At 68.1% G+C, this 18,188-nt stretch carries 21 protein-coding genes; 9 read left to right on the forward strand and 12 right to left on the reverse strand.

Annotation, left to right across the window (positions count from 1 at the left end; genetic code table 11):
* Nucleotides 1-36 precede the first annotated feature (36 nt).
* The 4 genes from ACVWZN_RS02940 to ACVWZN_RS02955 all read right to left on the reverse strand — a co-directional run bounded on the left by ACVWZN_RS02940 (nt 37) and on the right by ACVWZN_RS02955 (nt 3,263).
* Nucleotides 37-357: a hypothetical protein gene (locus ACVWZN_RS02940; RefSeq protein ID WP_456952546.1), complete on the reverse strand. Its 321-nt coding sequence runs from the start codon at nt 355-357 to the stop codon at nt 37-39.
* Nucleotides 358-419: 62 nt separating this feature from the next.
* Complete coding sequence (locus tag ACVWZN_RS02945) at nt 420-1,319, reverse strand: SDR family NAD(P)-dependent oxidoreductase (RefSeq protein WP_456952547.1); 900 nt, start codon at nt 1,317-1,319, stop codon at nt 420-422.
* Nucleotides 1,320-1,385: 66 nt separating this feature from the next.
* Nucleotides 1,386-2,354, reverse strand: coding sequence for an MBL fold metallo-hydrolase (locus ACVWZN_RS02950; protein ID WP_456952548.1), 969 nt, complete (start codon nt 2,352-2,354; stop codon nt 1,386-1,388).
* Nucleotides 2,355-2,423: 69 nt separating this feature from the next.
* Entirely contained in the window at nt 2,424-3,263 is an 840-nt protein-coding gene (locus ACVWZN_RS02955) for an NAD-dependent protein deacetylase (RefSeq protein ID WP_456952549.1), read from the reverse strand.
* A gap of 41 nt (nt 3,264-3,304) precedes the next feature.
* On the opposite strand from ACVWZN_RS02955, the gene ACVWZN_RS02960 reads away from it, so the two are divergent.
* Nucleotides 3,305-3,484, forward strand: coding sequence for a hypothetical protein (locus ACVWZN_RS02960; protein WP_456952550.1), 180 nt, complete (start codon nt 3,305-3,307; stop codon nt 3,482-3,484).
* On the opposite strand, the gene ACVWZN_RS02965 is transcribed toward ACVWZN_RS02960, so the two are convergent.
* From ACVWZN_RS02965 to ACVWZN_RS02975, 3 genes are read right to left on the reverse strand one after another with little or no spacing between them, the layout of a single operon-like run.
* Nucleotides 3,475-4,275: a glucose 1-dehydrogenase gene (locus tag ACVWZN_RS02965; protein ID WP_456952551.1), complete on the reverse strand. Its 801-nt coding sequence runs from the start codon at nt 4,273-4,275 to the stop codon at nt 3,475-3,477. The genes ACVWZN_RS02960 and ACVWZN_RS02965 overlap by 10 nt on opposite strands.
* A 22-nt stretch (nt 4,276-4,297) precedes the next feature.
* Complete coding sequence (locus ACVWZN_RS02970) at nt 4,298-4,606, reverse strand: HPF/RaiA family ribosome-associated protein (RefSeq protein ID WP_027082831.1); 309 nt, start codon at nt 4,604-4,606, stop codon at nt 4,298-4,300.
* Nucleotides 4,607-4,655: 49 nt separating this feature from the next.
* Complete coding sequence (locus tag ACVWZN_RS02975; protein WP_456952552.1) at nt 4,656-5,435, reverse strand: alpha/beta hydrolase; 780 nt, start codon at nt 5,433-5,435, stop codon at nt 4,656-4,658.
* Nucleotides 5,436-5,622: 187 nt separating this feature from the next.
* Between ACVWZN_RS02975 and ACVWZN_RS02980 the strand changes: the two genes are divergently transcribed.
* Nucleotides 5,623-6,732, forward strand: coding sequence for a diguanylate cyclase domain-containing protein (locus ACVWZN_RS02980; RefSeq protein WP_456952553.1), 1,110 nt, complete (start codon nt 5,623-5,625; stop codon nt 6,730-6,732).
* An 83-nt stretch (nt 6,733-6,815) separates the two neighbouring features.
* Nucleotides 6,816-7,466: a COG4315 family predicted lipoprotein gene (locus ACVWZN_RS02985; RefSeq protein WP_456952554.1), complete on the forward strand. Its 651-nt coding sequence runs from the start codon at nt 6,816-6,818 to the stop codon at nt 7,464-7,466.
* A 34-nt stretch (nt 7,467-7,500) separates the two neighbouring features.
* On the opposite strand, the gene ACVWZN_RS02990 is transcribed toward ACVWZN_RS02985, so the two are convergent.
* The 4 genes from ACVWZN_RS02990 to ACVWZN_RS03005 all read right to left on the reverse strand — a co-directional run bounded on the left by ACVWZN_RS02990 (nt 7,501) and on the right by ACVWZN_RS03005 (nt 10,437).
* Nucleotides 7,501-7,719 (reverse strand): hypothetical protein, encoded by a 219-nt coding sequence (locus ACVWZN_RS02990; protein WP_027082833.1) that lies wholly within the window; start codon nt 7,717-7,719, stop codon nt 7,501-7,503.
* Between the two features lie 145 nt (nt 7,720-7,864).
* The gene (locus tag ACVWZN_RS02995; RefSeq protein WP_456952555.1) at nt 7,865-8,707 is read right to left on the reverse strand and encodes a chemotaxis protein CheX; all 843 of its coding nucleotides are present in this window, start codon (nt 8,705-8,707) and stop codon (nt 7,865-7,867) included.
* 10 nt (nt 8,708-8,717) lie between these two features.
* A complete protein-coding gene (locus ACVWZN_RS03000) occupies nt 8,718-9,095 on the reverse strand; it encodes a response regulator (RefSeq protein WP_456952556.1) in 378 nt (125 codons plus the stop codon).
* Nucleotides 9,096-9,195: 100 nt separating this feature from the next.
* Nucleotides 9,196-10,437, reverse strand: a complete 1,242-nt coding sequence (locus ACVWZN_RS03005; protein ID WP_456952557.1) for a TIGR03862 family flavoprotein — start codon at nt 10,435-10,437, stop codon at nt 9,196-9,198.
* A gap of 88 nt (nt 10,438-10,525) precedes the next feature.
* Between ACVWZN_RS03005 and ACVWZN_RS03010 the strand changes: the two genes are divergently transcribed.
* The 5 genes from ACVWZN_RS03010 to ACVWZN_RS03030 all read left to right on the forward strand — a co-directional run bounded on the left by ACVWZN_RS03010 (nt 10,526) and on the right by ACVWZN_RS03030 (nt 14,141).
* Nucleotides 10,526-12,157, forward strand: a complete 1,632-nt coding sequence (locus ACVWZN_RS03010) for a serine hydrolase (RefSeq protein ID WP_456952558.1) — start codon at nt 10,526-10,528, stop codon at nt 12,155-12,157.
* A 48-nt stretch (nt 12,158-12,205) separates the two neighbouring features.
* The gene (locus tag ACVWZN_RS03015; protein WP_456952559.1) at nt 12,206-12,358 is read left to right on the forward strand and encodes a hypothetical protein; all 153 of its coding nucleotides are present in this window, start codon (nt 12,206-12,208) and stop codon (nt 12,356-12,358) included.
* Nucleotides 12,359-12,387: 29 nt separating this feature from the next.
* The gene (locus ACVWZN_RS03020) at nt 12,388-12,735 is read left to right on the forward strand and encodes a hypothetical protein (protein ID WP_456952560.1); all 348 of its coding nucleotides are present in this window, start codon (nt 12,388-12,390) and stop codon (nt 12,733-12,735) included.
* A gap of 54 nt (nt 12,736-12,789) precedes the next feature.
* Entirely contained in the window at nt 12,790-13,530 is a 741-nt protein-coding gene (locus ACVWZN_RS03025; protein WP_456954696.1) for a sulfurtransferase, read from the forward strand.
* Between the two features lie 86 nt (nt 13,531-13,616).
* Nucleotides 13,617-14,141, forward strand: a complete 525-nt coding sequence (locus ACVWZN_RS03030) for a pyridoxamine 5'-phosphate oxidase family protein (RefSeq protein WP_456952561.1) — start codon at nt 13,617-13,619, stop codon at nt 14,139-14,141.
* Nucleotides 14,142-14,347: 206 nt separating this feature from the next.
* On the opposite strand, the gene ACVWZN_RS03035 is transcribed toward ACVWZN_RS03030, so the two are convergent.
* Nucleotides 14,348-16,423: a DEAD/DEAH box helicase gene (locus tag ACVWZN_RS03035; RefSeq protein ID WP_456952562.1), complete on the reverse strand. Its 2,076-nt coding sequence runs from the start codon at nt 16,421-16,423 to the stop codon at nt 14,348-14,350.
* Nucleotides 16,424-16,619: 196 nt separating this feature from the next.
* On the opposite strand from ACVWZN_RS03035, the gene ACVWZN_RS03040 reads away from it, so the two are divergent.
* Entirely contained in the window at nt 16,620-18,173 is a 1,554-nt protein-coding gene (locus ACVWZN_RS03040) for a protein adenylyltransferase SelO (protein ID WP_456954697.1), read from the forward strand.
* Nucleotides 18,174-18,188 lie beyond the last annotated feature (15 nt).

Raw genomic sequence — 18,188 nt, forward strand, 5'->3', positions numbered from 1 at the left:
TCGCGCCGTGCGACGCGAGCGCGGACCGCATGTTCGTCAGTCTTCGAGTCCGTCGCTGCCGCCGCGACCGCCTGACGTCGCACCCGGCGCTTCGGGGATGGAATCATCAATCGACGCGCCCATGCCAGCGCTCGAGTCCGCGCCTTCGACGCGTCGTCCGGTTGCATCACAATCTGCAACGCGGCCGAGGCTGTCCGCATTCGACGACGGGTCGCGGCGCGTCATCGAATCACGCTGCGCATCGTCCACAATCTCGCGGCTTTCGATCGCAGACTGCAGGCCGCTGCGATCGCTGCCGACCAGGCTGCTGCCGCCGTAGCCGCCGTCTTCGTTGTTCGGCCGATTCGTACCGGTCATGTCAGTGCTCCGAATTTCGATGCTGCAAGCGTGGCGCGCGAGTCGTGACCCGCGCGTCGCGATCAATGGCGCGGCTGCTGACGTTCGACGTCGAGCCGCTGCAGGATGCTGCCGTGCACGCCGGTGCCGATCGCGAGCGGGCGATGCAGGTTGCCCGCGTCTGCCGGCGCTTCCGGTGCCTCGTCCTGCAGCAGCTGCTGCATCGCGCCGGTCATGCCGTGCGTGATCGTCTGCGACAGGCGCTCGGCGATCACTGCAGCGGTTGCCGACAGCCCGACCGTGACTTCGTCCTGCGGTGCATTCACCACGCCGACGATGGCGGCGACGATCTCGTCCGCATCGGTAATCGGGAACGGATGCAGCGTGTGGCCGGTGTAGTTCGCGGCGTGGTCGAAGAACGGCGTGTCGGCAGCCATCGGCAGTACGGCGCAGATGCGGATCTTGTCGGCGGCACCGACGGCCGCCACTTCCTGCCGCAGCGCGTCGCAGAGGCCGACGATGCCGTACTTCGTCGCGCAATACGACGCGTAGTAGGGGGCCGGCGTGCGGCCCAGCATCGACGCGACGTTGATCAGCGTGCCGTCGCCGGACTGCCGGAAGTGCCGGAGCGCGACGTAGCTGCCGGCGAGCGCGCCGCCCATGTTCGTCTGCATCACGCGCATATGGTCTTCGAGCGGAACGCGCTCATACGGGCCGAGTGCGGCGACGCCCGCGTTATTGATCCACACGTCGAAGCGGTTGAACTTCGCGATGGCGGCAGCCGCTAGTTTTTCGACGGCATTCGGATCGCCGACGTCGCAGGTCACCGCAATCGCGTTGCCGCATTCCTGGGCGAGCTGGTCGAGCAGGTTGCTGCGCCGCGCGGCGAGCACGAGGTTGCAGCCTTGCTCGGCGAGGCGGAGCGCGACGCCGCGGCCGAAGCCGCTCGAAGCGCCGGTGATGACGACGGTGCGTGCCGGCATGGTGGGTTCCCGATCGAAGTTGCCCGCAGCGTGCAGGACCGGCCGTGGTGGCCGGGTGTGCAAGGATCAGTGCGGGCGGCGCTGGTCGAGCGAGCCGGTGTCGTTGCCGCGTGGCACATCGCCGGTGGTCCACTGCGGCTGCTGTGCCTGCGGACGATTGCGTGAGACCTCGCGTTGCAGGCGGTCCGCCGGGATGCGCGCCGAGCGGCCGGCGAGGCGCTCGAACTCGAGTACGTCGTGCGAGCAGAAGATGTCGACGTCGTTCGCGTGCTGGCGTCGCAGCTCGCGCAGGCGATCCTGGTTGTCGAGGCGAGCCTTGCGATCCTTCTCCAGCATCCACTGGTAGAAGCGCAGGCCGGGCGTGCAGTGCGGGCGGACCGCATCCATTTCCGCGTGATAGAAGTACGCGTCGCCGGCGTTGAGTTTCCAGCGGCCTTCGCTGCGCACCGCGACGCCGACGTGCCCGTGCGTGTGGCCGTGCAGCGGCACCATCAGCACGTCGGGTGGCAGGCCTTCGAGTTCGCGTACGCAATCGAAGCCCATCCACTGTTCACCGGACGAACCGGCGTACGTATGCCATTGCCCGCGCGTCGACCACTGCTGCGGCCGGAAGCGCTGTCGGTCCATCCACGTCTTCTGCTGCTCGGCGCATTCGCGCTCGCGCGTCATCATGTGCACGCGCGCATGCGGGAAGTCGTCGAGGCCGCCGGCGTGGTCGAAGTCGAGATGCGTCATCACGATGTCGCGCACGTCGCGCGGGTCGAAACCCATGCGTTCGACCTGTCGGATCGCGGTCATTTCCTCGCGGAAATCCGGTGCGACGAGACCGAGGAAGAAGCGCGAGATGCGACTGTGCGGATCGCGTACGTCGCGAAGGCCCATGCCGGTATCGACGAGGATCAGCCGGTCATCGGCTTCGATCAGCAGGCAGTGCGCGGTGAGGTGGCCGCGCTCCACCATCGACGGCGTGAAGCCGTCCATCAGTCGTCCGCCGAGCGGACACGTCGAGATGCAATTGAGGTGATGGATGTTCATGGCCGCGCACGCTCGGTCGACAGCGCGAGGCTCGCAAGGCCGTGGTCGGCGCGCCGTGACAGCGGCCTGTCAGATCAGGGCTTCGGGCAGCACCTTGGTGCAGTCGGCACGCAGCGCGAGCGAAGCGAGTTCATCCGCACGAGTTGCGCCGCGCGTAAGCAGCGCGATCGGCAGGCCTGCTTCATGCGCCATGCGGGCGAAGCGAAAGCCCGAATAAACCATCAGCGACGAGCCGACGACCAACAGTGCATCGCTCGCCGCCAGCGCATCGCGCGCATGTTCGAAGCGGGCGCGCGGCACGTTCTCGCCGAAGAACACGACGTCCGGCTTGAGCATGCCGCCGCAACGCATGCACGGCGGAATGCCGAAGTCATCGAAGTCGATGCGTTCGAGGTCCGCGTCGCCATCGGGTGCGAACGCGGTGATCGCATCGATCCAGCCGGGGTTCGCATCGGCGAGGCGAGTCTGCATCGCATTGCGCGGCGTGAGCTCGCCGCAAGCGAGGCAACGCACGGTGTCGAGGCGGCCGTGCAGGTCGATGACGTCGCGACCGCCGGCGCGCTCGTGGAGTCCATCGACGTTCTGCGTCAGCAGCGCCGACATGCGGCCCGATGCTTGCCAGTCGGCGAGCGCGCGATGCGCTGCGTTCGGTTGCGCCTGCGAAAACACCGGCCAGCCGGCGAACGACCGCGCCCAGTAGCGACGTCGCGTCGCATCGTCCTGCGTGAATGCCTGGAAGGTGACCGGCGGCTTGCGCTTCCAGCCGCCGGCTTCGTCGCGATAGTCGGGAATGCCTGACGCCGTGCTGCAGCCCGCGCCGGTCAGCACGAACACGCGGCGAAACGGCGCGAGCCAGTCGCGCAGGAGCTGCGCTTCGGCAGTGGTGTCGACGTCGGCGATCACGTGCATGCGGGCATCCTAGCCGCCATTCCCGTCGCCTCGATGACGCCATGCCCACCGATCGCCGCCCGCCGTGGAAAAAGCCCGCGCCGAAAGGCAGCGGCGCGCATCTGACGCCAGCGCAAAAGGACGCCGCGAAGGAACGCGCGGAAGCGGCGGGACGTCGCTATCCGAACCTCGTCGACAACATGTGGGCCTTGAAGCAGCCGAAGGGCGACGATCAGGCGTAGATCATCTTGCGGCTCATGCCGCCGTCGACCACGAAGTTCTGGCCGGTGACGAAGCCGGCTGCGTCCGACATCAGGTAGACCGCAAGTGCGCCGATGTCTTCAGGGCGTCCGACGCGTCCGACCGGATGCTGCGTCTGGTCCTTGCGGCCGAGCTTGGGCCGACGTCGCGACGCCGGCGCCTGCCAGGCTTCGGTCGGCACCCAGCCGGGGCTGATGCAGTTCACGCGTACGTCCGGCCCGGCGCTGATCGCGAGCGCATGTGTCAGCGCGACCAGTGCGCCCTTCGTCGCCGCATAGGCTTCGGTATCCGGTTCGGACTGCATCGCGCGGGTCGATGCGATGTTGACGATCGAGCCGCGCGATTCGCGAAGCAGGGGCAGGGAGTCGCGACTGCACAGGAACGCGCTGGTCAGGTTGGTCGCGAGGAAGCGGTTCCAGTCGGCGAGCGAAAGCGATTCCACCGGGCCGGTCTCCGGATCGGCGTTCGCGGCGTTGTTGATCAGCCCATCGATGCGACCGAACGTGCCGCGTGCGGCGTCGATGAAACGGCGCACCGAACGTTCCTTCGACACGTCGAGACGCACGAACATCGCCGCGGCGCCGGCGTCCCATTCGTCGATGCAGGCCTGTCCGGCTTCGTCGTCGGTATCGCCGATCACCACCGCGCCGCCCGCCGCGAGCACGCATTGCGCGATGCCGCGGCCGATGCCCTGGGCGCCGCCCGTGACCAGCACGACGCGGCCGCGCAGGGGCTGCGGATCGATTGCAGGAATCGGCGGCGTCAGGCCCATGTCGCGACCGTCGCGCGATGGATCAGTGCAGCTTGCCGAGGTCGCTGTCGAGGCGACGCTGCAGCTTCTTCGCCGCACCCGTGATCGCGGCGGCGATGGTGTCCGCCTCGTCGGACGCGGCAATCGGCGGACGACCTTCGACCTTCGCTTCGAGCAGGCAATGGCGATCGTTGCCGCCGCGGCGCTCCGCGTTCTTGTCGTGCAGGTGCACTTCGATGCGCGTCACCTGGTCGGCGAAGCGCGACAACGTCGAGTCGAGCGCCTGGCGGACATGGCGCTCGACGGATTCGTCGTACTTGATGTGGTTGTCGTGGTTGATTTCGATATGCATGGCGATGTCCGTCGGTGGGCCAGCCTCGAACCTAGTCGACCGGCCGTGACTAAAACCTCAGTGCGCCGTTGCGCGTTGCGCGCGCTCGGCATCGATGGCGCGGAAGACGTCCTCGACCATCGGCGTCCATGTGCTCCATGCGTGCTTGCCCGGGCGCACGCGCACGTGGTCCTTCGGCAGAACGTCGGCCACCAGCGGCATTCCTTCGCGTAGGTAGTCGTTGTCGCCGTAGCCGAGCCACACGTTGCGCGTGCGCTCGGGCTCGTTTTTTCCACGTCTTCATCTGCGCCCAGAGGTCGCGCTGCCAGAGGTTCTTCTCGTCGATGGTCGACGCCGACGGCTGCCACGCATCGAGCCCACCGGCCGCGCGGATCTCGTCGTGGATGTCTCGCTCGCCGGTGTACGGCGCGAGCAGCACCATGCCGTCGACCTGCCCGGGATACATGCCGTCGTAAAGAATGCCGCCCATGCCGCCCAGCGAGGCGCCCACCAGCCAGATCTCGGTGTAGGCGCGACGCCGCGCGGGCATCAGCACCTCGTCGTGCAGGCGGCGCGGCGCGCTGCGGTCGAGGTAGTAGGGCATGGACAGCTCGGCGAAGAGCACGTCGGCGTCCGGCCACACGCGCTGGATCGCTTCGCCGACGCCGCTCCGACGCAGCGACTCCAGCCGGTCGCGCCGCCCCGGCAGCACGACGACAAGCCGATGCGACCCCGCCTTCGAAGGCAGCAACGCGGTCGGCACGGGTTTCGACAAGTCCGCCCGCGTAGGCACGCATGCGAGCAGTGCGCTCGCCGCGACAAGCAACACCGACCATCGAAGCAATCGCATTCCGGCTCCCCTCTATTCAGCGACGACGAGTCTCGCAGGCGCGCGTTACGGATGAGTCGAGGCATCGAGTTGGCGTATTCATGTCTTGCGACATGCGCGACTGTGACCGATGCAAGGTCGTGGCTCACATGCGCTTGATGGTCGGTCAACGAGGATCGTCCGCTCTGAAATCCGGATTGCCGCGAACGTGCTGACCCCCGGTCGACCCCGCGCAGAACGGGGCCTGCCCTGGATCGCGTCCTCATCGAAGGACAGCGAGATCCTGCGCCTGCGTGGCCTCGTTGCGGCGTTGGCCTCTGTCGCCGAGCATCCAGGCAGTACCGAATCTTTCATCGAGTACGCACTCGACAAGGTCGTCGAGATCACGCGTGCCACCGGCGGCGTCGTGTTACTCGACAACGGCGAGGCAGGGCTCACCGTGGCCTGTGCGCGCGGCCAGATGGAGCGCGTCGACATCGATGCGTTCAACGGCGGGCAGACGCTCGCCTGCGCCTGCCTCGATGCCGGTACTTCCTTGCGCAGCGACGCCACGGCCACGGACGACCGCATCCGCGGCGATCTCCGCCGTCGACACCAGTTGCATGCGCTCATCGCCGCGCCGCTGCGCTATGGCGATGCCAACCAGGGCGTGCTCGAGATCTGCTCGTCCGTCACGCACGCCTTCGACGACATCGATGCGCAGGCGATCGCGCTGATCGGCAACGCCATGGGCGGCGCTCTGGGCCGGCAGCTCGCGCTGGAAGAGAACGCGCGGCTGCTGCGTCGCCTGCACGATGCGCTGCTGGACACGCAGGCCACCGCGCAGATGTACCAGGACGCGGCGTCGCTGGACGCACTGACCGGCCTGCCGAACCGCGCGACCTTCGAAACGCAGCTGGAGACGGTCTGCGCCTCGCACGATGGGCAGCCACATCGCTTCGGCGTGCTGTTCATCGACCTCGACGATTTCAAGGAAATCAACGACACGCACGGCCACGGCACCGGCGACGCCGTGTTGCGCGCGACGGCAGGCGTGCTGCGCGAGACTCTGCGCGACACCGACTTCGTGGCGCGCCTCGGCGGCGACGAGTTCGTGGTGCTGCTGTCGTCGCTGCGCGACGCGGACCGCGACGTTCGATCCGTCGCGCAGGCGGTCGAGGACGAACTGGCGCGTCCACGCGTGATCAACGGCGTGCGGCTGCGCATCAAGTGCAGCATCGGCTGGGTGATCCACGACGGCGAGGCGCATGCGTCGCAGGTGCTGCATGCGGCAGACGAGCGTATGTACGAGCAGAAGCGCGCGCGACGCCAGCGCTGACGCACGACCCGGCGATCACGTCGCCGGCGCTATTCATCATCGAATGCGGCACTGGCGCCGCACATCGACCATGGAGGTTACCGATGTCCCGTATTCCCGCTGCCCGCGCCCTGGGCCTCGCCGTCGTTGCCGCGCTGGCGCTCGCCGCCTGCAAGGGCAAGGGCAGCAACGACACGCTCGCCGACGGCGCCACCGACAAGCCGACTGCGAATAACGGCTCGACCTCGGTCGGTCCCGGCGCACCGCCGGTGAGCTCGGCCGACCCGGCGATGGGTAATGGCGCGACGGGCGTTCCGGGCAACGCCGGCGCGGCTGCACCGGGTCCGATGCTGGTACTCGTGCCCGACGGCCCGCACGGCCCATACCTGACGAACGCCGCCGGCAATGCGCTGTATTACGTCGAAGGCGACAACGACGGCCGCAAGTGCGTCGGCCCCTGCGCGCAGACCTGGCCGCCGGTGACGGTGGAAACCCAGCAGCCGACCGGTGCCGCCGGCTTGCAGGGTGCTGCGATTTCCGTCATCACCCGCCCGGACGGCACGCGGCAGGTCACCTTCGAAGGCCATCCGCTGTATCGCTACGCGGCAGACGCCGGCGTCGGACAGATCAACGGCGACGGCGTGAAGGACAAGTTCGGCAGCTGGCATGTGGTCATGCCGGGCGCGGGCGGTGGCTCGTCGGATACGGGCTCGACCGGCGCGACGGCACCGGCAGGCGGATCGAACGGCGGTTGATCGAACAGGGCGGCCGGCGAAGGCCGGTCGCCCGTCAGCCGTGGGCGCGTCGCGGGCCGAAGGCGGCGCTGGGGTCGATCGCGTCGCGACCGGCCGGGGACAGGCAGCGGTCCCAGGAAATCTGCAACAGCCCCTTGGTGTAGAGGTCGTCCTCGAGTTCCTTGTCGATCTTGGCTCGGGCGTCCACGGCAAGCAGGCGCAGGGCGGCAAGCTCGCGCGAACTGATGACGGTCGAGTGGCTAACGGTGTACATGGACGCGGCTCCCCGTGGTGCTGGAGCCAGTCTGCGGGGCGGAGAGCTCAAGGCGACGTGAAGTCAGCCGGACTCGACCGTGAGGGCCGGACGGGCGGCCCGATCGCGGCGTTCCACGGTGCCGGCCGGAGCCGGCGTGGAACCCTCAGTCGCCCAGAACCAGCACGAACGGGCCGAGCTGGGAGGTCATCGAGACGAGCACGTGCATGCCGTCGTCGAGCGCCGAAACCGCGGTTTCGAAGTCCGGCGGCGAGGCGCGATAGGTCGCGTCCTCGGGCAGGCTGTCCTTGACGACGTAGCCCATCAGCACGTTGACGAACTCGCCCAGCGCGTCGAGCGCGAGCTCTTCGTCGCAGGCTTCCGGCGGGATCGACAGGAAGGCCTGAGCGAACGCATGCATGGTCGCGTTGTCGCAGGCGACACCGATGGCGAGCGGGCGGTCGGCCGACACGCGCACCAGCGCCATGGCATCGGTGGCCGGCGGATTCTTCGGGTCGGCGACGCTGGAGAACTGGCACTGCGTGCGCAGCAGGCGCGGGAAGAGCTTGTTGCAGGTCGCGATCGAGTTGCCGATGCGACGGCCGAGCTGGTGCGAGGCCAGCATGGTGTCGAGCGAACGCACGGCTTCGTCGCGCTCGCCCGCGTGCGAACGCAGTTCTTCGGCGAGGCGCTCGCGGCTCAGGAAACCTTCCTCGACGAGGATCTCGCCGAACAGCTTGCGGCGCGACTTCTGCTCGTCGAGCAGCACGCCGACTTCGTCGCCGGTCAGCAGGCCCATCGACTGCGCGAGGTCGCCGAAGCGCTTGTCCTCGCGACGTTGGCGCTCGTTGATCGCCATCGCCTGGTCGGCGGTGAGCATGCCGCGCTGGCAGGCGAGTTCGCCCAGCGCGGGGTTGGAGACGCGCTGCACTTCGAGTGCGCGCAGGAGCTGTGCGGCGTCGATGACGCCCTTTTCCAGCAGGAACTGGCCGAAGAACTTGGCTGCCATGGTCGAGTCCTCAGGCCGCGACGGCGGTAACTTCGGCCAGGACGCGCGCGAGGGTCTCGCGGTCGATCGGCTTCTGCAGGTAGCTCTTGGCGCCGATCTTCAGGCAGTGCTCGATGTCGTTCTGCGCGCCCAGCGAGCTGAGCACGACGACCTTCGCGGCCGGGTCGAGTTCGAGGATGCGCTTGAGCGCCGCCTTGCCGTCGACCTTCGGCATCACGAGGTCTAGCAGCACGACGTCGGGCTTGAGCGCGAGGTACTGCTCGACCGCCTTGATGCCGTTGTCGGCTTCGCCGGCCAGCTGGTAGCCGCAGGCGTCGATCTGCTGCGCCGTCAGCATGCGCAGGGCGCGGGAGTCATCGCAGAGAAGAACGGTCGGGCGGGCAGTCATCGTGGTGTCCTGGCACGCATCCGGCGCGCGCGTTCCGTGGGCGATCGTAGTCGACCCTCGGAACGTCGTAACGGCACCGTACGGGAAAGCTTGAGGGTCATTACCGACCGACGAAAGCGGCCGCGGTACGTCCGGCGCGAAGCCCGCTGGCGAAGCAGGCCGTGAGCAGGTAGCCGCCGGTGGGCGCCTCCCAGTCCAGCATCTCGCCGGCCATGAAGACGGCGGGGCGGGTGCGTAGGGCGAGGTCATCGTCGAGCGCTTCAAGCCGGACGCCGCCCGCGGAGCTGATCGCTTCGTCGATCGGCCGTGGCGACAGCAACCGCAGCGGCAGGCGCTTCAATGCGGTTGCCAGGCGCGATGGGTCGTCGGGAAGCGGATGGCCCAGCACTTCGTGCAGCAGTCCGGCGCGCACTCCCTGCACGCCGGCTTGGCGACGCAGGTGATCGCTCATGCTGCGGCCGTTGCGCGGGCGGCCGAGGGCGGCGCGCAGGGTCGCTTCGTCGCGCCCCGGCACGAGGTCGAGTTCCAGCACCACCGAACCATCGGTCGCGATCGCGTCGCGCAGGTCGGCCGATAGCGCGTAGATCAGACTGCCCTCGATCCCCGCAGCGCTCACCACGCATTCGCCCTGCAGCGATCGCTGCACGCCATGCACGTCCGTCCAGTGCGCGACCACCGGCTTCAGCGGCGCACCCGCGAATCGTTCGACGAAGTGCGGACTCCACGCGATATCGAAACCGCAGTTCGCAGGGACGAGTGGCGCGATGTTGATGCCGGCCCTCGCGAACGGCGCAACCCACGCGCCATCCGAGCCGAGTTCCGGCCAGCTTCCGCCGCCCATCGCGAACACCGTGGCGCGCGGCATTGCTTCGACGGGGCCGTGCGAGGTGTCGAAGCGCAACGCACCGTCATCCGTCCAGCCGATCCAGCGATGCTGCACGTGGAAGCGCACGCCGCCGTCGCGCAGGCGCCGTACCCAGCCCCGCAGCAGTGGCGCGGCTTTGAGATCGGTCGGGAACACACGTCCGGAGCTGCCGACGAATGTTTCGACACCCAACCCGCGCGCCCATTCGCGCAGTGCGTCCGCATCGAAATCATCGAGCCAGCCCCCGACATCCGCCGCACGTTCGCGATAGCGTCCATCGAACGCGGGCCGCGGCTCGCTGTGCGTGAGGTTCAACCCGCCCTTGCCGGCGATCAGGAACTTGCGGCCGACCGAGCCCTTCGCGTCGAACAGGTCGACCTCGACGCCCGCCGCGCGCGCGACCTCCGCGGCCATCAGGCCGGCGGGCCCGCCGCCGATGATCGCGATGCCGGGAAGGTCGAGTCGTGCGGTCTGCATGCGGCCAAGCGTGGATTCGGGGCGCACAGCATGCCTGCAGCGACGCGTCGCACGGTATCGTCCGCGCTCGTCCAAGCGAACCCGACCGATGACGCCGCGCCTGTCCGCCTGCCTGCTCGTGCTTCCCCTGCTGCTCGCCGCGCCCGTGCGCGCGCAAACGGCCGAACCCGTTTCTGCACCCGCTGCGGCGCCCGCCGCGCTCCCCGCGCAGCTCGCGGATTTCGACGCCTACGTCGAATCCGACCGCAAGCGTTTCGACGTGCCGGGCATCGCGGTCGCGATCGTCAAGGACGGGCACATCGTGCTGGAGAACGGCTGGGGTGTGCGCAAGACCGGCACGAACGATCGCGTCACCGCGCACACGATGTTCGCGATCGCATCGAACACGAAAGCGTTCACGTCGATGGCGATCTCGATGCTCGCCGACGAAGGCAAGCTGTCGCTGGACGATCGCGTCATCGACCGCCTGCCGTGGTTCCGCATGTCGGACCCGAACATCACGCATGAAATGCGCATCCGCGACCTGCTCGCGCATCGCTCCGGATTGAGCCTGGGTGCGGGTGATCTTCTGTATTGGCCGGGCACGACATACAGCGGTCGCGAAGTCGCCGAACGCCTCAAGAACGTGCCCATCAACGGCAGTTTCCGCGGCCAGTACGCGTACGACAACATCCTGTTCGGCGTCGCGCAGCAGGTGGTCGAGCAGGTGAGCGGGCAGAGTTTCCAATCGTTCCTGGACGCGCGCATTCTCGGCCCGCTCGGCATGAACGAGACGCGCTACAACAGCGATTTCCTCAAGCCCGGCGATGACGTCGCGATCGGACACGCCGCGTTCGACTTCAAGGATGTGCGCCCGCTCGCTGCGCCGATGACGTGGTCGAACGTCGCGGGCGCTGGCGGCATCTATTCGAGCGTGCACGACATGGCGCGCTGGATGAACCTGCAGCTCGCCGACGGCGTGATCAGCGGCACCGGCGACGTCGCCAAGCGTCTCGTCAGCCATGAACGCCATCAGGGCATGTGGCAGCTGGTGACGCCGATTCCCGTCTCCGAACCCGCGGTGCCGCAGCTCGCGCCGCTGAAGCCGAACTTCGCGGGCTACGGCGAAGGCTGGTTCCTGTCCGACTACCGCGGCCACAAGCTCGTCTGGCACACCGGCGGCTGGCCCGGGATGGTGTCGAAGGTGACCATGGTTCCCGACCTCGGCGTTGGCGTCGTCGTGCTGACCAATGCAGAGCTCGGTGGCGCCTTCAACGCCATCACGTATCGCGTGCTCGATGCCTACACCGGCGCACCGAAGACCGACTGGGTCGCGGCGTATGGCGCGGCGCTCGACAAGCAGCGCGGCGATGCCGACGAAAGCTGGAAGAAGCATCTCGCCGCGCGCGATGCGTCGTCCAAACCATCGCTTCCGCTTGCGAAGTACGCGGGCATGTATCGCGACCCGTGGTACGGCGACGTCGCCGTCGAACGCGAAGGCAACGGCCTGCGCCTGCGGTTCACCAAGACGCCCGAACTCACCGGCCGGCTCGAACACTGGCAGCACGACAGCTTCATCGTCCGCTGGGATCAGCGCTGGTTGAACGCCGATGCATTCGTCGATTTCGACCTCGACCACGATGGCGCGATCCGCGGCGTGCGCATGGAGCCCGTGTCGCCGCTCACGGATTTCAGCTTCGACTTCCGGGACCTGCGCCTGACGCCGGTGCCGACGCCCTAACGTGCCGGAGTTCCGGTCTATGCTGGCCGGACTCCATCGGAAACATCCATGAGCATCGTTGCAATCATCATCGTCATCCTCGGCCTGTGGCTCGCCTTCAAGGCGGTCGGGCTGGTCGTGCGCCTGCTCATCTGGGCGGTGATCATCGGCGCGGTGTACTGGCTGCTGGCGCCGCACCTCGGCATGCCGATGCCCGGCTGATGGACGACATCGCGGAAAGGGGACCGCTCATGACCTGGCACGTGTATTCCATCGGCCCGATCGACTACGGCTGGCATCACCTGCGCACGGTGCGCGAAACGCTTGAAGTCGCGGCGGTGCCCTGCGAGGGCAGCGACCCGCGCGAGGGCCTCGATAGTTCGGCGACGCTCGCGTTCCTGAAAAGCTGGGAATCGGCGAAAGAAGCCGCGTACGCCGCCGGCTGGGAAGGCGGTTTCCGCCTCGAGCCGCGCGTGTTCTGGGTGCCCGACGACCTGCAGATGGCGCACGGTTTCGTGTTCAAGCAGGACCACAACGGCGCGACCTTCGTCGCCAGCCCGCAGCCGCTTCCGCATCTCGACGGGCTCGTCGGCGCCTGAACGACGCCGCCGCGCCCGGCCGGCGCGGCGAAGCGGCTCCGTACAATGGCGACCATGCTGCTCAACGTCGCCGCCTACCATTTCGCCGAACTCCACGACGCCGACGCGCTCGCCGATGCGCTGCGCGTAGCGGCGGAATCGGGCGACGTGCGCGGCACGATCTTGGTCGCGCCCGAGGGCGTGAACCTGTTCCTCGCGGGCGACGAAGCTGCTGTCGAATCCGTTCTGGACGTGCTGCGCAGCGATGCGCGTTTCGCCGCGCTCGAAGTGAAGCGCAGCTGGAGCCGCATGCAGCCGTTCGGGCGGCTCAAGGTCAAGCGCAAGCCCGAGATCATCACCTTCCGTCGGGACGGCACCGCGCCGCTCGATGCACGCGCGCCCGCAGTCGATCCGCCGACACTCGCGCGCTGGATCGAACAGGGCCATGACGACGCAGGACGTCGACTCGTGCTGCTCGACACACGCAATCGCGAAGAGTTCAAGTACGGCACGTTCGATGGCGCGATCACGTTGCCGATCGACAACTTCACCGACCTGCCGGCCGCGCTGGAATCGCATCGCGAAGAACTGGCCGACGCGACCGTCGTCAGTTTCTGCACCGGCGGCATCCGCTGCGAGAAGGCTGCGCTGTGGCTGCAGTCGGACGGCATGCAGAACGTGCTGCAGCTCGACGGTGGGATCCTCGGCTACTTCGAAAAGATCGGCGGTTTCGGTTACGAGGGCCGCTGCTTCGTATTCGACGGTCGCGTCGCGCTCGACCCGCAATTGCAGCCGATGGTCGACGACATCGCCTGACGCGTCACCGGCGCTTCACCGTGCGTCGGCGGCCGGTGCGGTCTCCTGCTTGCAGCGGTAACGACGCCGCAAGCCGAGGACATCACATGGACCTGCGCGACGACCGCCGCACCGCGGCCCCGGACCGCGACGAGAACATCCAGAAGCTGCGCGACATGGCCAAGGGGCTGCATGTCGCGATGCTCACCACGCAGGGCGAGGACGGCCGTCTCTTCAGCCGCCCGCTCGGCGTCGCGGAAATCGAGTTCGACGGGGATCTCTGGTTCGCCACCGGCGCGGACAGCGAGAAGGTGCGCGAGATCCAGGCGAATCCGCAGGTCAACGTCGCGTTCGCGGCGAAGGACAACGGCACCTACATCTCGATCTGCGGCACCGCCATCGCCACGCGTGATCGCGCGGAAATCGAGCGCCACTGGCAGCCGTACATGAGCGCCTACTTCAAGGACGGCAAGGACGATCCGAACCTCTGCCTGATCCGCGTCGAAGCCGAGAGCGCCGAGTACTGGGACGGCCCGGGCACGATGGCGGGCAAGGCGCTGCACTTCCTGCTGACCGCGGTGACCAACGATCCGGGTCGGCTCACCGATAACCAGCGGATGAATCTGCAGTAGTCGGGATGACGGCGCGCGTCCGCGTCGATGACGCGGGCGTGTGTCGAGTCGAGTTAGCTGCCTGGCGCGACCCGGTCTGATGCGACGGCCGCGCCGCGTTGCTTCCGAACGCGGCACAAGGCGCGCGTTCCAAACATCGCCGCTTAAGTCGGCGAGCCAAGCGTCACGCTGTCCAGCGAGGCGCCGCTACACGGCGCCCACGTTCCTCAGCGATCGCGACGCGGAAACCCGCCGCGACCACCGCGCGGCGGCGCGCCATCACGGCCACCACGCGGCGGACCACCCGCATCGCGTCCACCACCGCGCGGGCCATCGTCGCGACGGATCTTCAGCTGCTGGCCAGCGACGCGCACGCGCTTGAGGTGTTCCATCGTTTCGGTCGGCATGCCGCCCGGCAGATCGATCAGCGTGAAGTTGTCGCGGATGTCGATGCGGCCGATGAACCGGCTTTCCAGATCCGCCTCGTTCGCGATCGCGCCGACGATGTTGCCCGGCTTGACGCCATGCACGTGGCCGACCTCGATGCGGAACGTCTCCATGCCCGGATCGGGACCACGCTGCGGTCGTTCCTGACGCGGCGCGCTGTCAAAGTGGCGCTCGGCATCGTTATGCACGCGGGTTTCGCGCTCGAAACGCGGGCCGCGCGATTCGAAGTCACTCGCGGCGCGCGCAGGACGATCCTCATGTTCGCGACGTGGTGGACGTGCGTCATCGCCCATCGGGCCACGCTCGATGCGCGGCGGTGCGTCGTCGCGCTCGAATCGCGCAGGACGCTCGGCCGGCGCAGGTGCGCGATCGCCATAGGGCTTGCCATCGCGATCTGCGCGCGGTGCGCGATCCGGGCGGTCGAAGCGTGCGGGGCGCTCGCTGCGCGTGTCGCGATCGAAACGCGGCGCACGTTCGCTATCGTTACTGCGCTCGCGTTGCTGCGCGGCGAGCAACGGGTCGTGCCCGGTCGGCATCAGCAGCGGCGATTCGCCCTGCAGCAGGTGCGCGAGTGCGGCGGCGATTTCCACCGCCGGCACGTTGCGATCGTTCTCGAAACGCTCGATGAGTTCGCGATACATCGGCAGGTCGGACGATTCGAGTGCGTCCGAAATGCGCCCCAGGAACTTGTCGACGCGTCGCGCGTTCACCGACTCGATGCTCGGCGGCTCCATCGGTTCGATCGGCTGGCGCGTGGCGCGTTCGATCGCGCGCAACATGCCGCGCTCGCGCGGCGTCACGAACAGGATCGCTTCGCCGGTGCGACCCGCGCGACCGGTGCGGCCGATGCGGTGCACGTAGCTTTCGGTGTCGTACGGAATGTCGTAATTCAGCACGTGGCTGATGCGGTCGACATCGAGGCCGCGCGCGGCGACGTCGGTCGCGACCAGCACGTCTATGCGACCGTCCTTGAGCTGCTGCACGATCTTCTCGCGCTGCGCCTGCTGGACGTCGCCATTCAGCGCCGCTGCGGCAATGCCACGCGCCGCAAGCTTGCCGGCAAGTTCCTCGGTCGCGATCTTGGTGCGCGCGAACACGATCATCGCGTCATACGTTTCGGCTTCGAGCACGCGCGTGATCGCGTCGAGCTTGTGATGGCCGCTGACCGACACGAAGCGCTGGCGGATGTTCGCTGCGGTGGTCGTGGTCGACTTGATCGCGATCTCGACCGGATCCTTGAGATGCGTCTGCGCGATGCGGCGGATCGGCGGCGGCATGGTCGCGGAGAACAGCGCGACCTGGCGCGTCGGAGGCGTCGCATCGAGCACCGCCTGCACGTCGTCGATGAAGCCCATGCGCAGCATTTCGTCGGCTTCGTCGAGCACGAGCATGCGCAGCTCGGACAGGTCGAGCGTGCCGCGCTTCATGTGGTCGATCACGCGGCCCGGCGTGCCGACGACGACATGCACGCCGCGCTTGAGCGCGCTCAGCTGCGGCGCGTAGCCCTGACCGCCGTAGATCGGCAGCACCTGGAACTTCGGCAGGTAGGTCGCGTACTTCTGGAACGCCTCGGCGACCTGGATCGCCAGCTCGCGCGTCGGCGCCAGCACCAGCGCCTGCGGCTTGGCGCGCGTGGGGTCGATGCGCGCCAGAACCGGCAGCGCGAACGCCGCGGTCTTGCCGGTGCCGGTCTGCGCCTGGCCGATGACGTCGCGGCCCGCGAGCAGCGGCGGGATCGTCGCGGCCTGGATGGGCGAGGGGGTTTCGTAGCCGACATCGGCCAACGCGCGCAGCAGCGGTGCGCCCAGCTCGAGGTCGCTGAAAGTCGGGGTTACGGGTTCGTTTTCGGCGCTCATGGCAGCGGGAACGTCAGCGCCGGGCGGGCCGGTCGGGGGCGGAAGTCTACCCGCACGCGCGCGTGCGGGCCGTCGATTCGGGCCACTGCGGCCGCGTAGCGACGGCCGGCGGCATCGCGATCGGCATAACGCGCGATGGCTACGATGGGGCTCCGGAGCGCCGTGGCGGCGCCCGTCTTCACGGCCGTCCATGAGCCTGTCCGACCTGCATTTCGACAACCGTTTCGTCCGCGAACTGCCCGGTGATCCGTCGGACGCGAACGTCGTGAGGCAGGTGCACGGCGCGGCCTGGTCGCCGGTCGAGCCGACGCCCGTGGCCGCACCGCGGGTGCTCGCTGTATCGCGCGAGATGCTGGCTGTGCTCGGGCTCGACGATGCGGACGCGGCCTCTCCGGAGTTCGCCGAGCTGTTCGGCGGCAACGCGCTGTTGTCCGGCATGGAGCCGTATGCATCGAACTACGGCGGGCACCAGTTCGGCCACTGGGCCGGTCAGTTGGGCGACGGCCGTGCGATCACGCTCGGCGAGGTCGTCAATGCGGCCGGGGAGCGCTGGGAACTGCAGCTCAAGGGCGCGGGCCCGACGCCGTATTCGCGTACGGCAGACGGACGCGCCGTGTTGCGCTCGTCCGTACGTGAATTCCTGTGCAGCGAGGCGATGCATCACCTCGGCGTACCGACCACGCGCGCGCTCAGCCTGGTCGCGACCGGCGACGACGTGGTGCGCGACATGTTCTACGACGGACACGCCGCGCCCGAGCCCGGTGCGATCGTCTGCCGCGTGGCGCCGTCCTTCATCCGCTTCGGTCATTTCGAGTTGCCCGCGTCGCGTGGCGACGTGCCGCTGCTGCAGAAACTCGTCGACTTCTGCATCCGTCGCGACTATCCGCATCTTGATGCCGCGTCGCCGAACGTCGTTGGCGACTGGTTTGCGCAGATCTGCGAGCGCACCGCCGTGACGGTTGGCCACTGGATGCGCGTGGGCTTCGTCCACGGTGTGATGAACACCGACAACATGTCGATCCTCGGCCTCACCATCGACTACGGCCCCTACGGTTGGATCGACGACTACGACCCCGACTGGACGCCCAACACCACCGATGCGCAACGCCGCCGCTATCGGTTCGGCCAGCAAGCGGCCGTGGCGTACTGGAATCTTGGCCGCCTCGCGGGTGCGCTTTCGCAACTCGGCGGCGACGTCGGGCCGCTGCAGGCGGGTCTTGCGCGATTCGTCGAGACGTACGAGCAGACCGAGCGCGACAACGCGGTCGCGAAGCTCGGGCTCGGCGAATTCCGCGATGGCGACGTCCTGCTGATGGAAGATCTGCAGCGATGGATGCGCGAGCACGAGGTCGACATGACGCTGTTCTTCCGCGGGCTGATCGACGTCGATCCGGCAGCGCCCGACCTCGCGCAGCTCGCCGCGGCGTACTACAGCGACGACAAGCGCGACGCCGGCGAGCACGCGTTTCGCGACTGGCTTTCGCGGTATGCCGACCGCCTCGCCGACGTCGACAAGGGCCGGCACCGCGAGCAAATGCGCCGCGCAAACCCACGTTACGTGCTGCGCAATTACCTCGCTCAACAGGCGATCGACCGCGCCACGGCCGGCGACGCATCCAGTATCCATGAACTCCTTGAGGTGCTGCGCCGGCCGTACGACGACCAGCCCGGCCGCGATGAATTCGCGCAGCGCCGGCCTGACTGGGCGCGTCGCAAGGCCGGTTGCTCGATGCTGTCCTGCAGCTCATAGCGGCGGGCAATCGGC

The sequence above is a fragment of the Lysobacter sp. HA35 genome (genome assembly GCF_054061195.1).

Bases quoted from the DNA above. Each gene is read 5' to 3' on its own strand.
- ACVWZN_RS02940 (WP_456952546.1), bottom strand. From the start codon at position 357: ATGACCGGTACGAATCGGCCGAACAACGAAGACGGCGGCTACGGCGGC.
- ACVWZN_RS02945 (WP_456952547.1), bottom strand. From the start codon at position 1,319: ATGCCGGCACGCACCGTCGTCATCACCGGCGCTTCGAGCGGCTTCGGC.
- ACVWZN_RS02950 (WP_456952548.1), bottom strand. From the start codon at position 2,354: ATGAACATCCATCACCTCAATTGCATCTCGACGTGTCCGCTCGGCGGA.
- ACVWZN_RS02955 (WP_456952549.1), bottom strand. From the start codon at position 3,263: ATGCACGTGATCGCCGACGTCGACACCACTGCCGAAGCGCAGCTCCTG.
- ACVWZN_RS02960 (WP_456952550.1), top strand. From the start codon at position 3,305: ATGCCCACCGATCGCCGCCCGCCGTGGAAAAAGCCCGCGCCGAAAGGC.
- ACVWZN_RS02965 (WP_456952551.1), bottom strand. From the start codon at position 4,275: ATGGGCCTGACGCCGCCGATTCCTGCAATCGATCCGCAGCCCCTGCGC.
- ACVWZN_RS02970 (WP_027082831.1), bottom strand. From the start codon at position 4,606: ATGCATATCGAAATCAACCACGACAACCACATCAAGTACGACGAATCC.
- ACVWZN_RS02975 (WP_456952552.1), bottom strand. From the start codon at position 5,435: ATGCGATTGCTTCGATGGTCGGTGTTGCTTGTCGCGGCGAGCGCACTG.
- ACVWZN_RS02985 (WP_456952554.1), top strand. From the start codon at position 6,816: ATGTCCCGTATTCCCGCTGCCCGCGCCCTGGGCCTCGCCGTCGTTGCC.
- ACVWZN_RS02990 (WP_027082833.1), bottom strand. From the start codon at position 7,719: ATGTACACCGTTAGCCACTCGACCGTCATCAGTTCGCGCGAGCTTGCC.
- ACVWZN_RS02995 (WP_456952555.1), bottom strand. From the start codon at position 8,707: ATGGCAGCCAAGTTCTTCGGCCAGTTCCTGCTGGAAAAGGGCGTCATC.
- ACVWZN_RS03000 (WP_456952556.1), bottom strand. From the start codon at position 9,095: ATGACTGCCCGCCCGACCGTTCTTCTCTGCGATGACTCCCGCGCCCTG.
- ACVWZN_RS03005 (WP_456952557.1), bottom strand. From the start codon at position 10,437: ATGCAGACCGCACGACTCGACCTTCCCGGCATCGCGATCATCGGCGGC.
- ACVWZN_RS03010 (WP_456952558.1), top strand. From the start codon at position 10,526: ATGACGCCGCGCCTGTCCGCCTGCCTGCTCGTGCTTCCCCTGCTGCTC.
- ACVWZN_RS03015 (WP_456952559.1), top strand. From the start codon at position 12,206: ATGAGCATCGTTGCAATCATCATCGTCATCCTCGGCCTGTGGCTCGCC.
- ACVWZN_RS03020 (WP_456952560.1), top strand. From the start codon at position 12,388: ATGACCTGGCACGTGTATTCCATCGGCCCGATCGACTACGGCTGGCAT.
- ACVWZN_RS03025 (WP_456954696.1), top strand. From the start codon at position 12,790: ATGCTGCTCAACGTCGCCGCCTACCATTTCGCCGAACTCCACGACGCC.
- ACVWZN_RS03030 (WP_456952561.1), top strand. From the start codon at position 13,617: ATGGACCTGCGCGACGACCGCCGCACCGCGGCCCCGGACCGCGACGAG.
- ACVWZN_RS03035 (WP_456952562.1), bottom strand. From the start codon at position 16,423: ATGAGCGCCGAAAACGAACCCGTAACCCCGACTTTCAGCGACCTCGAG.